General features: G+C 31.0%; 16 protein-coding genes. 13 read left to right on the top strand and 3 right to left on the bottom strand.

The genetic code is table 11. The features are described from left to right. The first annotated feature begins 59 nt into the window (after window positions 1-59). The 11 genes from CELLY_RS00575 to CELLY_RS00525 all read left to right on the top strand — a co-directional run bounded on the left by CELLY_RS00575 (window position 60) and on the right by CELLY_RS00525 (window position 10282). Window positions 60-1439 (top strand): HTTM domain-containing protein, encoded by a 1380-nt coding sequence (locus CELLY_RS00575; RefSeq protein ID WP_013619701.1) that lies wholly within the window; start codon window positions 60-62, stop codon window positions 1437-1439. Further along, complete coding sequence (locus CELLY_RS00570; protein ID WP_013619700.1) at window positions 1420-3843, top strand: TonB-dependent receptor domain-containing protein; 2424 nt, start codon at window positions 1420-1422, stop codon at window positions 3841-3843. The genes CELLY_RS00575 and CELLY_RS00570 overlap by 20 nt, the downstream gene beginning before the upstream one ends. Window positions 3844-3852: 9 nt before the next feature. Then, window positions 3853-4350, top strand: coding sequence for a hypothetical protein (locus tag CELLY_RS00565; RefSeq protein WP_013619699.1), 498 nt, complete (start codon window positions 3853-3855; stop codon window positions 4348-4350). Window positions 4351-4384: 34 nt separating this feature from the next. Next, the gene (locus CELLY_RS00560) at window positions 4385-5089 is read left to right on the top strand and encodes a hypothetical protein (protein WP_013619698.1); all 705 of its coding nucleotides are present in this window, start codon (window positions 4385-4387) and stop codon (window positions 5087-5089) included. A 59-nt stretch (window positions 5090-5148) separates the two neighbouring features. After that, the gene (gene guaB, locus CELLY_RS00555) at window positions 5149-6621 is read left to right on the top strand and encodes an IMP dehydrogenase (protein WP_013619697.1); all 1473 of its coding nucleotides are present in this window, start codon (window positions 5149-5151) and stop codon (window positions 6619-6621) included. 118 nt (window positions 6622-6739) lie between these two features. Continuing rightward, window positions 6740-7072 carry an ArsR/SmtB family transcription factor gene (locus CELLY_RS00550; RefSeq protein WP_013619696.1) on the top strand — a complete coding sequence of 111 codons (333 nt, stop codon included), beginning with the start codon at window positions 6740-6742 and terminating at the stop codon, window positions 7070-7072. A gap of 23 nt (window positions 7073-7095) precedes the next feature. Further along, on the top strand, window positions 7096-7566 hold the full coding sequence (locus CELLY_RS00545; protein WP_013619695.1) for a DUF6428 family protein: 471 nt from the start codon (window positions 7096-7098) through the stop codon (window positions 7564-7566). Window position 7567: 1 nt separating this feature from the next. After that, window positions 7568-8059, top strand: a complete 492-nt coding sequence (locus tag CELLY_RS00540; protein ID WP_013619694.1) for a GNAT family N-acetyltransferase — start codon at window positions 7568-7570, stop codon at window positions 8057-8059. A 12-nt stretch (window positions 8060-8071) separates the two neighbouring features. Then, window positions 8072-8686, top strand: a complete 615-nt coding sequence (locus CELLY_RS00535) for an arsenate-mycothiol transferase ArsC (RefSeq protein WP_013619693.1) — start codon at window positions 8072-8074, stop codon at window positions 8684-8686. Continuing rightward, window positions 8686-9726, top strand: a complete 1041-nt coding sequence (gene arsB, locus CELLY_RS00530) for an ACR3 family arsenite efflux transporter (RefSeq protein ID WP_013619692.1) — start codon at window positions 8686-8688, stop codon at window positions 9724-9726. The genes CELLY_RS00535 and arsB overlap by 1 nt, the downstream gene beginning before the upstream one ends. A gap of 52 nt (window positions 9727-9778) precedes the next feature. Then, the gene (locus tag CELLY_RS00525) at window positions 9779-10282 is read left to right on the top strand and encodes a DUF3124 domain-containing protein (protein WP_013619691.1); all 504 of its coding nucleotides are present in this window, start codon (window positions 9779-9781) and stop codon (window positions 10280-10282) included. Between the two features lie 70 nt (window positions 10283-10352). On the opposite strand, the gene CELLY_RS00520 is transcribed toward CELLY_RS00525, so the two are convergent. Next, on the bottom strand, window positions 10353-10886 hold the full coding sequence (locus CELLY_RS00520; protein WP_013619690.1) for a thioredoxin family protein: 534 nt from the start codon (window positions 10884-10886) through the stop codon (window positions 10353-10355). A gap of 175 nt (window positions 10887-11061) precedes the next feature. Between CELLY_RS00520 and CELLY_RS00515 the strand changes: the two genes are divergently transcribed. Continuing rightward, window positions 11062-11733, top strand: a complete 672-nt coding sequence (locus CELLY_RS00515) for a hypothetical protein (protein ID WP_013619689.1) — start codon at window positions 11062-11064, stop codon at window positions 11731-11733. 30 nt (window positions 11734-11763) lie between these two features. Here the strand turns inward: CELLY_RS00515 and lysA are convergent, their stop codons facing one another. Then, entirely contained in the window at window positions 11764-13014 is a 1251-nt protein-coding gene (gene lysA / locus CELLY_RS00510; protein ID WP_013619688.1) for a diaminopimelate decarboxylase, read from the bottom strand. A gap of 225 nt (window positions 13015-13239) precedes the next feature. Here lysA and sucC point away from each other — a divergent pair, with 225 nt between their 5' ends. Further along, window positions 13240-14430 (top strand): ADP-forming succinate--CoA ligase subunit beta, encoded by a 1191-nt coding sequence (gene sucC / locus CELLY_RS00505; RefSeq protein WP_013619687.1) that lies wholly within the window; start codon window positions 13240-13242, stop codon window positions 14428-14430. Between the two features lie 74 nt (window positions 14431-14504). Here the strand turns inward: sucC and CELLY_RS00500 are convergent, their stop codons facing one another. Further along, a complete protein-coding gene (locus CELLY_RS00500) occupies window positions 14505-14891 on the bottom strand; it encodes a DUF1456 family protein (RefSeq protein WP_013619686.1) in 387 nt (128 codons plus the stop codon). Window positions 14892-14946 lie beyond the last annotated feature (55 nt).

Here is a 14946-nt window from a genome sequence, read left to right as displayed (position 1 = left end):
CTAAAGAACTAATAATTAAAGATTCTCTAAAGTATTAGAGAATCTTTTTTTGTATAAAAATGACAGCTAATTTTAAAACATACTTAAGTAAAACAAGCCATATAGCGCCTTTGGTGGTATTTAGAGTTTGTTTTGGTGTTTTAATGTTTTTAAGTATTCTAAGGTTTTGGTCTAAAGGGTGGATCTATGAACTATACATTAAGCCTAAATTTCATTTTACATATTATAATTTTGAATGGATTAAGCCAATAGGAAACTACACTTATGTTTTCTTTATAATTTGCGCTATAACAGCAATATTAGTAGCAATTGGTTACAAATACAGGTTAGCAATCTTTTTATTTTTTTTAAGCTTTACTTATATAGAGTTAATGGATAAGACTACTTACTTAAACCATTATTACTTTGTAGGTATACTAAGTTTTTTAATGATTTTTTTACCTGCAAATGCGTACTTCTCTGTAGATTCTTACCTAAGAAAAAAAACATATAGTTACGTGCCAAGCTATACTATAGATAGTGTAAAACTACTATTAGGTATAGTATATTTTTATGCGGGATTAGCAAAAATAAATTCCGATTGGCTATTTAGAGCTATGCCTCTAAAAATATGGTTACCTTCTAAGTATGATGTTCCTTTTATAGGTAACTCTATTTTACAGCAAGAATGGGTTCATTACTTTATGAGCTGGTCTGGTATGTTGTATGATTTGTTAATACCGTTTTTACTACTTTATAAGAGAACTAGAATTTTAGCATTTATAGCTGTAGTTATTTTTCATTTATTAACAAGAGTTCTGTTTCCTATAGGTATGTTTCCTTATATAATGATAGTGAGTAGTCTTATCTTTTTTAGTGACAACTTTCATATTAAAATTATCAATCATATAAGAAAAGTAAGTTATAAATTGCCTATCACTATAACTAAAAATACAGCTGCGGTAAAAGATCAAAATATATACTCTATCAATAAAAAGAGATTAATATTAGGCTTTTTAGCTGTGTTTTTTACTATTCAGTTATTACTACCATTTAGGTATTTGTTGTATCCTGGAGAGCTTTTCTGGACAGAAGAAGGATATCGTTTTTCTTGGCGTGTAATGCTTATGGAAAAAATGGGCTATGCAAATTTTAAAATTGTAGATGGTAAAACTAAAAAGCAATTTTATGTAAATAACGCAGACTTTTTAACCCCTTTTCAAGAAAAACAAATGAGCACTCAGCCAGATTTTATAGTGCAATATGCACATTATTTGGGAGATCATTTTAAAAAACAAAAACATAAAAATGTTCAGGTTTTTGTAGAGAGTTATGTAGCGCTTAATGGAAGGTTAAGTAAGCCGTACATAGACCCAAGTATAGACCTTTACAAAGAAAAAGATTTATTAAAACACAAAACGTGGATTTTACCATTTAACGATGAAATTAAAGGATTTTAAAATAGTATTACTACTTATATTTTGTAACGCATCTCTTTATGCTCAGTATAAAGTTTCGGGAACCGTTACATCTAAAGAAAATAACGTACCTATAGGTGGTGTAGAAATTTATAATAAAGCCAAGGGTAAGGTTTCTGTTACCAATAATAAAGGCTACTATGAGTTTATTACAGACGAGAAACAATTAGAAATTGTATTTTTTTCTTATGAGTATAACATAGAAGAAGAAATAGTAAATGTGGTAGGTAATACTGTATTAAATAAACAATTATCTGCTGTAGAAATAGAATTAACAGAAGTAGAAGTTGTAGCCAGAAAAGCTCAAATTTTTAATTTAAAACGGTTAGAAGATGTTGTAGGTACGTCTATCTATGCAGGTAAAAAAACAGAGGTTGTTTTGGTAAGTGAATCTGTAGCAAATTTAGCCTCTAATAATGCAAGGCAAATATATAGTCAAGTTGTAGGATTAAATATTTTTCAAAATGATGATGCTGGCCTACAGTTAAACATAGGAGGGAGGGGCTTAGATCCAAACAGAACATCTAACTTTAATACACGTCAAAACGGATATGATATTAGTGCAGATGTTTTAGGGTATCCAGAAAGCTATTACACTCCGCCTGCAGAAGCTTTAGAAGAAATACAAATTATTAGAGGTGCAGCGTCTTTACAATACGGAACTCAGTTTGGAGGACTAGTTAATTTTGTAACTAAGAAGCCAAATTCAACTAAAGAAATAGAAGTTTTAACAAGAAACACTGTTGGTAGTAATAATTTGTATACCAATTATACAAGTGTAAGTGGTACAAAAAATAAATTTAGCTATTATGCTAGTTTTAACTTTAAGCAAGGAGATGGTTTTAGGCCAAATTCATACTTTAATTCTAAAAATGCATTTATGCATTTGGGGTATCAATTAAGTACAAAAACTAAAGTAGAAACAGAGGTTACATATTTAAATTATTTAGCACAACAAGCTGGTGGGTTAACAGATAATATGTTTAATGAAAACCCTTACCAAAGTAATAGAGCAAGAAACTGGTTTAAAGTTAATTGGCTTTTATATAATATAAAGTTTAAACACAATTTTACGGAAAATACCAGCTTATTATTTAACTTTTTTGGTTTAAATGCATCTAGAGATGCCCTAGGTTTTAGAACAAACAGAGTAAACCAAGTAGATACAAATGAAGAAAGAGATTTAATTACCGGAGATTTTAAAAACTTTGGTTTTGAAGCTAAGTTGTTAGACAAGTATACGTTTTTTGGAAAAAAAGCAACCTACTTAATTGGTACTAAGTTTTATAAGGCAAACAACACATCTATACAAGGGCCAGGAAGTAATGGTAGTGACGCTAACTTTTCTTCTGCAATAAATGATTATCCTAATTACCCGTCGCAGTCTAATTATAAAAACCCTAATTTAAATATTGCATTTTTTGGTGAAAATATATTTTACCTAAAGGATAATTGGTCTCTAACACCTGGTTTAAGAGTAGAATATATAAAAACAGAGAGCGACGGTTTTTTTAAAAAAATAAATACTGATGCAGCAGGTAATGTTATTTTAAATGAAACGGTAGAGAGTAATGATAGTAATGAGCGTTCTTTTATATTATTTGGTTTGGGAACAAGTTATAAGCCAAATAAGTTTTTAGAGATTTATGGTAATGCATCTCAAAACTACAGGTCAGTAACTTTTTCTGACTTAAACATTGTGAACCCCTCTTTTAGAATTGGAGATTTATCCGATGAAAAAGGATATACTTTAGATCTTGGTTTTAGAGGTAATTATAAAAACTATATTTCTTATGACGCAGGTGTTTTTGGTCTTTTTTATAATGACAGAATAGGTTTGGTTACAAAAGCCTTAGATGATGGTAGTGTGGTGCAAGAAAGAACAAATGTTGGTGATGCTCGTATTATAGGGGTAGAGTCTTTAGTAGATTTTAATTTAAAAAAGGTGTTTAAAATAAATAGTAGTTTTAGCTTTAATTATTTTATAAATACATCTTTTATTAATTCTGAGTATACCCAGTCTCAGCAAAATGGTATTGTAGGAAATAAAGTAGAATTTGTACCGGATTTTAACTTAAAAACGGGTGTAAAATTTGGGTGGAAAAATATGTTAACTAGCATACAATATACAAGCCTAACACAGCAATACACAGATGCTACTAACTCTAAAGAGCCAAGTTTAAGTGGTGTAAATGGTGTTATACCAAAATATAATGTTTTAGATTTTTCAATGTCGTACAGATATAAATTTTTAAAATTAGAAACAGGTGTAAATAACCTATTAGATGAAGAATATTTTACTAGAAGAGCAACAGGATATCCTGGTCCTGGTATAATTCCTTCGGCCAACAGAAATTACTATGCTACACTAGAAATTAAATTTTAAAATTTTATAATGAAATACAACGGACTACTTGGCACTTTTCCATCAGAAATAAAACTATTTATAGGAGCTTTTGTAGTTATCTTGTCTATTGGTTTTTATACAGGACTTATGTTTGTTAATGAAACCACCGGAGCCAAACCAGCAGGCATTACAGAAAACTATTTAGGTAATGAAGAAGATGAAGATGCAGAGGTAATGAAATTTAAAAAGAGTAAGCGAGAAATGCTTACTACAGTGCATACACATATATTGTCTATGTCTTTTATTTTCTTTTTATTAGGAGGTTTGGTGTGGCTTACAAAACTACCAAAAAAGTTAAAACTGTTTTTAACAATAGAGCCGTTTTTGTCTGTATTGCTAACATTTGGAGGTATTTATATGCTATGGTCTGGTATGCTATGGATGAAGTATATAATTATGATTTCGGGTGCATTAATGACACTTACTTTTACGTTATCTGCTCTGGTAATTTTATGGCAATTAATTAAAAAACAAGCCACAACTTAGTTATTACTGTATAGTTTAGTAGCTTTATACTACTATGCGCTACTTGGTAACTCTTATTGTATTCTTTTTTTGTGTTGATAGCTTTGCTGCCGAATGGAAGAATTTTAAAGCATATCAGCAAAAAACCGGAAGAAATACACTTTTGCCTAAAGACTGGTTTAAAAAAGACCGATTGAAAAATACGGTTACTTGGCAACAAGCAAATAGTTTCAATCTAACTAATAATCTATTTTTAGAATATCAAACTATAGCAGAAAGAAGAGATTTTTACAAATGGTTTGCATTGTCAATAGAAGAAAAAGGACATAAGGTTGTATGGCCAAGAATGGCACATTTTATTTCTGCTAAATTAAACTTAGCTACTCATTACCCATATAAAATGTTTTTAAAAAATGATGTTATAGATGCTGCAAAAATAGGTAGCGAAAAAGTATTTAATTCTGCTTTTTTAAGTATGTATAATTTATATTCAAATACCACTGTTTTAAATGAAAAAGAAAGTTTAGCTTGGGATAAAGCCATATTGTATAAAGAGCAACACATTTGGGTAAAAGAAGTTTATGATACTTTAAATGAAAAAACCTTAAAAAGGTTAGCGCATATAGCAAAAGGTAAATTTGTATATGCAGTTGTAGTTCCTAAAAAATTACGCTTTAAAGGTTGTTTAGCATCCGCACAAGAGAGGTATACGTATGCTATGCATACGTTAAGAAAACATTGTGAAAACTCTTATTGGTAAATATGTGGTTGTTTACATTTATAAATTGTATATTTGCACGCAATTAATCCTTAATTGCTATGCAAGCTCACCTAAATAAAATTGTTGGAGAAGGTCTTACTTACGATGACGTACTCCTTGTTCCTGCTTTTTCAGAAGTGCTTCCAAGAGAAGTAAGTATAAAAGCAAAATTTACAAGAAACATAACTATAAATGTACCAATTGTCTCTGCGGCAATGGATACTGTAACAGAATCTCGTATGGCAATTGCCATGGCGCAAGAAGGCGGTATTGGAGTGTTACATAAAAATATGACCATTGCAGAGCAGGCAGCAAAGGTTCGTAAAGTTAAACGAGCAGAAAGTGGTATGATTATAGATCCTGTTACTTTGCCATTAAATTCTGTTGTGCGTGACGCTAAAGCGAATATGAAAGAGTATAGCATTGGCGGCATTCCAATAGTAGATGAAGAGGGTAAATTAATTGGTATTGTTACGAATAGGGATCTTCGTTTTGAAAAAAATAACGACAGGCCAATTTCAGAAGTAATGACTTCTAAAAACTTGGTAACTGTTAGTGAAGGTACCTCTTTAGCACAAGCAGAAGATATTTTACAAGAAAATAAAATTGAAAAACTACCTGTTGTTGATGAAGACAACAAATTGGTTGGTTTAATTACGTTTAGAGACATTACAAAACTAACTCTAAAGCCTATAGCTAATAAAGATACTTATGGTAGATTAAGGGTTGCTGCAGCTTTAGGAGTTACAGGAGATGCAGTAGAACGTGCAGAAGCGTTAGTAAATGCTGGTGTAGATGCAGTTGTTATAGATACAGCACATGGCCATACAAAAGGTGTTGTTGCTGTTTTAAAGGAAGTTAAAAAGAAATTTCCAGAGTTAGATGTTATTGTAGGTAACATAGCAACAGCAGAGGCTGCTAAATATTTAGTAGAGGCTGGTGCAGATGCTGTAAAAGTAGGTATAGGTCCAGGATCTATATGTACAACTAGAGTAGTTGCTGGTGTTGGTTTTCCTCAATTCTCTGCAGTTTTAGAGGTTGCAGCAGCTATAAAAGGTAGTGGGGTTCCTGTAATTGCAGATGGCGGAATTAGATATACTGGTGATATACCTAAAGCTATAGCTGCTGGTGCAGATACAGTAATGTTAGGTTCTTTATTAGCAGGTACTAAAGAATCTCCAGGAGAAACTATTATATACGAAGGAAGAAAGTTTAAGTCTTACCGTGGAATGGGTTCTGTAGAGGCTATGAAACAAGGTAGTAAAGACCGTTATTTTCAGGATGTAGAAGATGATATTAAAAAACTTGTACCAGAAGGTATAGTAGGCCGTGTACCATACAAAGGAGAGTTGTATGAGAGTATACATCAATTTGTTGGTGGTTTACGTGCAGGTATGGGGTATTGTGGAGCTAAAGATATTGAGTCTTTAAAGGAGAAAGGTAAATTTGTTAAAATTACAGCTAGTGGTATTAATGAGAGTCACCCTCATGATGTTACTATAACTAAAGAGTCTCCTAACTACAGTAGATAAATAATAACTTATATTATAAAAATGCAGCATAGCTTTTTAAGTTATGCTGCATTTTTTTTGAGTAAAATTTGCTTTTGTATTTATATTAATCGTAATATTGCAATAAACAAATTAAGTTATGGGTTTAGCAAAGACAGAAATATTTACAGAAGACCAAAATCAGGTAGCAATTTACGCTAAAGCTTTTAGTCACCCAGCACGTGTAGCCATACTTCAACACTTATTTAAAATAAATACGTGTATCTGTGGAGATTTAGTAGGAGTTATTGGTTTGGCACAACCAACAATTTCTCAGCATTTAAAAGAATTAAAGTTATTAGGGCTTATAAAAGGTAATGTAGAAGGTACAAGTGTTTGCTACTGTATACATAAAGAAAATTGGACAAAAATGAAAACTGTAATGAGTCAGTTTTTAGATCAAGATTTAGAAGAAAATAATAGTTGTTGTTAAGTTTAATTTAAAATAATATTTATATGAAATTATCAGAAGTTAAAGCAAATTTAAAAAGCTTAGAAAAAATAGCATTTCAATTGCCAAACGGAGAATTAGTACCTAGTCATTTTCATGTAACAGAAGTAGGTAAGGTAACTAAAAACTTTATTGATTGTGGTGGTACTGTAAGAAATGAAGATGTTGTTAATTTTCAATTGTGGAATGAGCAAGATTATGATCATAGATTGCATCCAGAAAAATTAGTAAACATAATAGAATTGTCTGAAAAAGTTTTAGGCATTCCAGATTTAGAAGTAGAAGTAGAATATCAAGGAGATACTATTGGTAAATACGGATTAGATTTTGACGGAACTAACTTTTTGCTTACATCAAAATTAACAGATTGTTTAGCAAAAGATAAATGTGGTATTCCAGAAAAAAAAGAAAAGGTAAAGCTAGCAAGTATACAAGCATCTGGCAATAGTTGTGCTCCTAATTCTGGTTGTTGCTAAAATGGAATTTAAACCAATTTCTAAAGCTAATTACTCTAGTGTAGCCAAAATTTATCAAGATGGTATAAGCACTGGTGTAGCAACTTTTGAAACTAAAGTTCCAACTTGGGATGTGTGGAGCAAAGCTCATTTGCCATTTGGGTGTATTGCATTATTTACTAATGAGGGTACTATGCAAGGTTGGGCTTCTTTAGCAGCAGTTTCATCTAGGTGTGTTTATGGCGGTGTAGCAGAAGTTAGTGTTTATGTGGCAGCTAATGCCAGAGGCAAAGGTTATGGTAAATTACTGCTAAAACAGTTAATAACTATTAGTGAGCAAAATAATATTTGGACGTTACAAGCTGGTATTATGAGAGCTAATAAAGCTAGTTTACACTTGCATAAAGAATGTGGTTTTAGAGAAATAGGTTACAGAGAAAAAATTGGTAGACTTAACGGTAAGTGGCTAGATAATATAATTTTAGAGCGCAGAAGCGCAATTGTGGGAATTTAAAAAGTTTAAAAAATGATTTTTGAAGAAATTAACTCCTTTATTGGTGATTTAAAAAAAGTAGAAGTTAGTAATGAGCGTAAGGCAATTTTACAACCTTTAGCAGATTATGTACAAGAAAAAGCAACTAAAAATGAAGACATTCGTTTAAATTTTATTTGTACACACAACTCTAGAAGAAGTCACTTGTCTCAAGTATGGGCGCAAACAATGGCAGCTTATTTTAATGTTAAAAATGTTACTTGTTATTCTGGTGGAACAGAAGCAACAGCTCTTTTTCCTATGGTAGCAACCACATTAAGTAACACTGGCTTTAAAATAGAAAAACTAGCAGGTAAAGACAATCCTGTTTATAGTATAAAATATGGTGTAAATGCAGCACCAATTATTGGTTTTTCTAAAAAGTATGATGCAGAATTTAATCCTGCTTCAGAATTTGCTGCAATTATGACTTGCTCGCAAGCAGATGGTGGTTGTCCTTTTATAGCAGGTGCAGAAAAACGTGTTCCTATAACTTTTGAAGATCCAAAAGCTTTTGATGGTACACCACAACAAGCAGAAAAATACCAAGAAAGAAGCACGCAAATTGCTGCAGAAATGTTTTATATCTTTTCAAATATTAAGAAATAATGGCGGGTAAAAAATTAAGTTTTTTAGATAGTTACTTAACATTGTGGATTTTTATTGCAATGTTACTAGGTGTAGGTATAGGTTATTTTGTGCCAAGTTTTCCGGGGATTATAGATTCTTTTAGTAGTGGAACTACAAATATTCCAATAGCAATTGGGCTAATAGTAATGATGTACCCACCACTAGCAAAAGTGAATTACGCACTCTTACCAAAAGTGTTTAAAAACACAAAAATATTATCTATTTCTTTAATTCTTAACTGGATTATTGGACCTGTATTAATGTTTTTCTTGGCTATAATTTTTTTACAAGATTATCCAGAGTATATGGTTGGACTTATTTTAATAGGTTTGGCACGTTGTATAGCAATGGTTCTTGTATGGAATGATTTGGCAGAGGGTAGTAGTGAGTACGGAGCTGGTTTAGTGGCTTTAAATAGTATTTTTCAGGTATTTGCGTATAGTTTTTATGCATGGCTATTTATTACTGTTTTGCCTCCTTACTTTGGTTTTGAAGGTGCTATTGTAGATATATCTGTTAGTGCTATAGCAGAAAGTGTTGCTATATATTTAGGAATTCCTTTTTTATTAGGTATTTTAAGTAGATTAATACTTGTAAAATTAAAAGGAGAAGAGTGGTACAATACTAAGTTTATACCTACTATTTCACCATTAACTTTAATAGCATTGCTGTTTACTATTGTGCTAATGTTCTCTTTAAAAGGAGAGTTAATTGTAGAAATACCTATGGATGTTGTAATTATTGCTATACCATTATTAATATACTTTACATTAATGTTTATTATAGGGTTTTTCTTTACAAAAGCAACAGGAGCAAGTTATGATAAAACAACTGCTGTAGCATTTACCGCTGCAGGTAATAATTTTGAGTTAGCTATTGCTGTAGCTATTGCTGTTTTTGGATTAAATTCTGGTCAAGCTTTTACAGGTGTAATAGGACCTTTAGTAGAAGTACCTGCTTTAATATTGTTGGTTAGAGTATCATTCTGGTTTAAGAAAAAGTATTTTAGTAAGGCATAATAGTATAGATAAAATTTATTTTTATGTAACTTAGTCTTTCAAACAAATTATAATGAGAAGCTTTGTTTTATTACTAATATTTGCTGTTGTTTCTTGTACAGAGCACAAGGATGTTAATACTTTAAGTACGGTAAACTGGGATAAGAGAAGTGTAGGGTTTAAAATCCCAGATTCTTTAAAGGCAGGTAAAACTTATTTATCTGTTTATTCACAAGTTTATAGTCAGTCAGAGCATACAACGCATGACTTAACAGCAACAATAAATATGCGTAATACTAGCAGTACAGATACTTTGTATATTATAAAAGCAGAGTATTTTAATACAGTAGGTAAGTCTATTCGTAATTATGCAAAAAAGCCAATATATATAGCTCCTATGGAGAGTGTAGCTATTGTTATAGATGAGCATAATAAAGAGGGTGGTACTGGAGGTAATTTTATTTTTAATTGGAAGATAAGTAAGTTATCAAGTAATCCGCTTTTTGAAGGTGTTTTTATATCTACCAAAGGTCAGCAAGGTTTGTCTTTTGTGACGCAAGGAAAAGTAATAGACTAAATTTTAAATTTAAGTATAAAAAAAGCGCTCTAAACTAGTTTAGAGCGCTTTTTTTATACTATATGTGGGCTTATTCTGTTTTAGAGTCATATTCAGCCCATTTTTTTGTTTTGTGTATATCTTCACCAAAATATTTGGCAATTTTTAAAAATGGTTTAGGTTTTTGGTAGCCAGGTACAGGAGATAACATTTGTTGTTTTTCATCTAAAAAAATAGTAGTTGGGTAACTCATTTTACCTTGCATTAATGCAGCAGCAAACTCGTGGTAACCACTTCTTCCAGACGCAACAAATTTATAAGTTTGTCCTTTGTATTCTAATGGCTCTTTACGTTCACCATCTAACTTTACCATATAATAGTTTTTTGCCATATATTCAGCTACTTCAGGATTTTGGAATGTATCTGCATCCATTTTTTTACACCATCCGCACCAATCTGTGTAAACATCTATAAACATTTTTTTAGGCTCTTTATCTTTTGCAGCTAGCTCTATAGCTTCTTCCCAGCTAAGCCATTTTACTTCTTGAGCATTTGTTGTAAAAGATGTAAATGCTAAAAAGAATATAGCACAAATCTGTAAAGCGTTTATAGATTTTAATTTCATAGTAAATATTTTAGTTTTTAGTCCATCAACCTTAACAAAGCTAACGAAAAATATAAAAAATTATTTTACAAATATACTATACTCCCTGTTTACCGTGATTGGTTTTTACTAAAACAAGGGTAGTATGGGTGTTCTAATGCTTATAATTTTGCTGTATAAATTAAAATAGTATAAGATGAATATACAAAAACTTTTTCCATCTTTATTGGTAGAAACTCCAAGAGTTATTTTAGATAAAATTGTAGAACATAATACAATTATTAATCAAAAAAGTAAAGCTGTTGTTTCTTTGCATTTAACTACAGGTTTGTTTTTAGAAGGGAGTCCAATAAAAATAAATGTAGAAAATAGTATTGTGGTGCTGGTTTCTGGTGAAAAAATTAGTTATGTTAAAATTGCAGATATAGCGTGTATTAGCATTATAAATTTTGTGCGTTTTGTAGATATTTTAACAGATGATACATATTTTGAAGTTAAAGATGAATTGGTGCCAACACCTTTAGAGCTAAAAAGAATACAGAGGGAAATAGAAGAGTATTTAAAAAACACTTTTAGTGTTACATTGGTAAATACAGCACTCGAAGAGGTAAAAGATTCTAAAATAGAAAAATTTCAGATGCAGCAATTTTTTTCTAGTTTACTACAAAGTCTTAAAAATATTGGAAGTTATAAATCAGGTAAAGAGGCACTAGAAACTGTTAGTGTATTAACAATTGCATCAACCATAAACAAATTAAATGTAAAGAAAAATGCAGAAGGTAATTTAGAGTTGGAGGTTAATTTTAAAGAAAAATTTGAATCAGATTTTAATAAACAATTAGAAAATAAGTTAGAAGAAAGTTTGTAAGTTTAGTTAGTTAAAGGCAAAAGCCACTGCTTATTTAGCAGTGGCTTTTTCTTTTTTCATTTCTTTTTTCGAAAATAAATTTTTTACATCTATTTGGTTTTTAATAAGATCATCAAAAGTTTCTCTTTCTCTTATTAAAATTGCCTCGCCATTGTGCCATAATACCTCTGGTGGTCTAAATCTAGAGTTGTAATTGCTAGCCATAGTAAAGCAATAAGCACCTGCGTTGCGGAAACATAAAATATCTCCTTCAGATATTTCATTAATTCTGCGGTTGCTAGCAAAAGTATCCGTTTCACAAATGTAACCTACAACAGAGTAGTAACGTTCTCTTCCTTCTGGATTAGAAATGTTTAAAATTTCATGAGATGATCCATAAAGCATAGGTCTAATTAGGTGATTAAAACCAGAATCTATACTAGCAAACACTGTAGATGTAGTTTGTTTAACTACATTTACTTTTGCTAAAAAGAAACCAGATTCACTCACTAAAAACTTACCAGGTTCAAATGCTAAGGTTAATTCTTTACCATATTCTTTACAAAAGTCATTAAACTTTGCACTTAATTTCTGACCTAATTCTTCTACGTTAGTTTCTATATCACCAGTTTTATATGGTACTTTAAATCCGCTACCAAAGTCAATAAAGTCTAAGTTTTTAAAGTTTTTAGCAGTTTCAAAAAGTATTTCAGAAGCGTATAAGAAAACGTCAATATCTAAAATGTCACTACCAGTATGCATATGTATACCATTAATATTCATTTTAGTTAGGTCTACAATACGTAATAAATGTGGTATTTGATGAATACTAATTCCAAATTTTGAATCTATATGACCAACAGAAATGTTAGAGTTACCTCCGGCCATAACGTGTGGATTAATTCTAATACAAACAGGAATATTTGGGTGTTTACTACCAAATTGCTCTAATACAGACAAGTTATCTATATTAATACGTACACCTAAAGCAGCAGCTTTTTCAATTTCTTCTAAAGATACTCCGTTTGGTGTATATATAATAGATTCTGGTTTAAAACCAGCTAAAAGCCCTAATTCTACTTCTTGTATAGACACAGTGTCTAAACCACTACCTAAAGAATTCATTAGGCGTAATATAGATATGTTAGACAACGCCTTTGCGGCATAGTTTAATTTTAATTTTTTAACACCCTTAAATGCATTAGTTAATCTTTGGTATTGGGAAACTATTTTTTCCGAATCATATACATAAACGGGATCTCCGTATGTTTTTGCAATTTTTAATAAATCGGATGCTTGCATAAGTATATTGTTTATATTTTATTAGACAAAACTAAGATAGTTATTTATAGCTTCAAAAAATATAGTTGCAATATTATTAAAAAATAACAATTTGTTATAAATAAAACATTTTTATGATTTATTTAGGAGTATACACTATAATTATAGTAAGCTAACTTAAAATTAATTAGAGAAATTGACCTTGGTTTCTTATTTTTGTACCAGAACAAAATATACCTAATATATATGAACCTTCACGAATATCAAGGAAAAGAGATTTTAGCAAGCTTTGGCGTACGTATACAACGTGGCATTGTTGCTCATAACGCACAAGAAGCTGTAACTGCTGCAAAGCAACTTACACAAGAAACTGGCACTGGATGGCATGTAATAAAAGCACAAGTACATGCTGGTGGTAGAGGTAAAGGTGGGGGAGTTAAACTTGCCAAAAATTTAAACGAAGTAGAAGAAATTGCAGGTAACATTATAGGGATGAACCTAATTACACCGCAAACTTCTGCAGAGGGTAAAAAAGTTCACCAAGTTTTAGTAGCTGAAGATGTATACTACCCAGGTGAGAGTGAAACATCAGAATTTTATATGTCTGTTTTATTAAACAGAGCTACTGGTAGAAATATGATTATGTATTCTACAGAAGGTGGTATGGATATAGAAGAGGTTGCAGAAAAAACTCCACACTTAATTTTTACTGAAGAAATAGACCCAGCAACAGGTTTACTAGGTTTTCAAGCACGTAAAATTGCTTTTAACTTAGGCTTATCTGGTTTAGCATTTAAAGAAATGACAAAATTTGTTGCTTCTTTATACAAAGCTTATGTAGAGAGTGATTCTAGTATGTTTGAAATTAACCCAGTGTTAAAAACATCAGACAATAAAATAATGGCTGTAGATGCTAAAGTATCTATAGATGATAATGCACTTTACAGAAGAAAGCAATACGCAGAAATGAGAGATTTGCGTGAAGAAAACCCAATTGAGGTTGAAGCGGGTGCATTAGGGTTAAACTATGTAGACTTAGACGGTAACGTTGGTTGTATGGTTAACGGTGCTGGTTTAGCAATGGCAACTATGGATTTAATTAAGCAAGCAGGTGGTGAGCCAGCTAACTTTTTAGATGTTGGTGGTACTGCAGATGCTGCACGTGTAGAAGCTGCTTTTAAAATTATACTAAAAGATCCTGCTGTTAAAGCAATCTTAATAAATATTTTTGGTGGTATTGTACGTTGTGACCGTGTTGCACAAGGTGTTATAGATGCTTATAAAAATATGGGTACTATAAACGTTCCAATTATTGTACGTTTACAAGGTACTAATGCAGATATAGCTAAAGAATTAATAGATAATTCTGGTTTAGATGTACAGTCTGCTGTACAATTCCAAGAAGCTGCAGATAAAGTAAAGGAAGTATTAGCTTAAGCTACATACAATTAAATATACTAAAAAAGGGACAATCTAAGTGATTGTCCCTTTTTTTTGTACCCAACAAAAAATTATTTCTTTTTGTTCTTGTATTTTACAGTACTTAAGTCCTGATTTTTATTTTTTTCTCTAACCTTATCTTTATAAATAGGTTTAGGTTTGTTATTGTTGTATATCTTTTTTTTAGGTAAAGTAGTTTTTCCTTTTTTAGCCAAAGCCTCAGCAGGTGTAGTTGGGTTGTCCTTAGAACCGCGTAAATATATAACCAATCCGTTTAAAAAATTACGTAATATTTGATCACCACACTCCATATATTTAGGATGATCTTCTTTTCTAAAAAAAGCACCAAGTTCACTTGTTGAAATTTTAAAGTCTACCAATTTTAATATTTCCACAATATCATCATCACGTAGCATAAGTGCTACTCTCAATTTTTTTAGGACATCATTATTCGTCATATATAAATATATTATTTTGTACAAAGTTACTATAAATATACCATTGATACATAGA

This window comes from Cellulophaga lytica DSM 7489 (assembly GCF_000190595.1).
In the GTDB taxonomy this organism is placed as follows: Bacteria; Bacteroidota; Bacteroidia; order Flavobacteriales; family Flavobacteriaceae; genus Cellulophaga; species Cellulophaga lytica.
Note: the sequence above shows the minus strand (reverse complement) of the source record. Positions and strands in the feature narration are given on the sequence as shown.

Coding starts and splice junctions, on each gene's coding strand:
- CELLY_RS00575 (WP_013619701.1), top strand. CDS start 60: ATGACAGCTAATTTTAAAACATACTTAAGTAAAACAAGCCATATAGCG.
- CELLY_RS00570 (WP_013619700.1), top strand. CDS start 1,420: ATGAAATTAAAGGATTTTAAAATAGTATTACTACTTATATTTTGTAAC.
- CELLY_RS00565 (WP_013619699.1), top strand. CDS start 3,853: ATGAAATACAACGGACTACTTGGCACTTTTCCATCAGAAATAAAACTA.
- CELLY_RS00560 (WP_013619698.1), top strand. CDS start 4,385: ATGCGCTACTTGGTAACTCTTATTGTATTCTTTTTTTGTGTTGATAGC.
- guaB (WP_013619697.1), top strand. CDS start 5,149: ATGCAAGCTCACCTAAATAAAATTGTTGGAGAAGGTCTTACTTACGAT.
- CELLY_RS00550 (WP_013619696.1), top strand. CDS start 6,740: ATGGGTTTAGCAAAGACAGAAATATTTACAGAAGACCAAAATCAGGTA.
- CELLY_RS00545 (WP_013619695.1), top strand. CDS start 7,096: ATGAAATTATCAGAAGTTAAAGCAAATTTAAAAAGCTTAGAAAAAATA.
- CELLY_RS00540 (WP_013619694.1), top strand. CDS start 7,568: ATGGAATTTAAACCAATTTCTAAAGCTAATTACTCTAGTGTAGCCAAA.
- CELLY_RS00535 (WP_013619693.1), top strand. CDS start 8,072: ATGATTTTTGAAGAAATTAACTCCTTTATTGGTGATTTAAAAAAAGTA.
- arsB (WP_013619692.1), top strand. CDS start 8,686: ATGGCGGGTAAAAAATTAAGTTTTTTAGATAGTTACTTAACATTGTGG.
- CELLY_RS00525 (WP_013619691.1), top strand. CDS start 9,779: ATGAGAAGCTTTGTTTTATTACTAATATTTGCTGTTGTTTCTTGTACA.
- CELLY_RS00520 (WP_013619690.1), bottom strand. CDS start 10,886: ATGAAATTAAAATCTATAAACGCTTTACAGATTTGTGCTATATTCTTT.
- CELLY_RS00515 (WP_013619689.1), top strand. CDS start 11,062: ATGAATATACAAAAACTTTTTCCATCTTTATTGGTAGAAACTCCAAGA.
- lysA (WP_013619688.1), bottom strand. CDS start 13,014: ATGCAAGCATCCGATTTATTAAAAATTGCAAAAACATACGGAGATCCC.
- sucC (WP_013619687.1), top strand. CDS start 13,240: ATGAACCTTCACGAATATCAAGGAAAAGAGATTTTAGCAAGCTTTGGC.
- CELLY_RS00500 (WP_013619686.1), bottom strand. CDS start 14,891: ATGACGAATAATGATGTCCTAAAAAAATTGAGAGTAGCACTTATGCTA.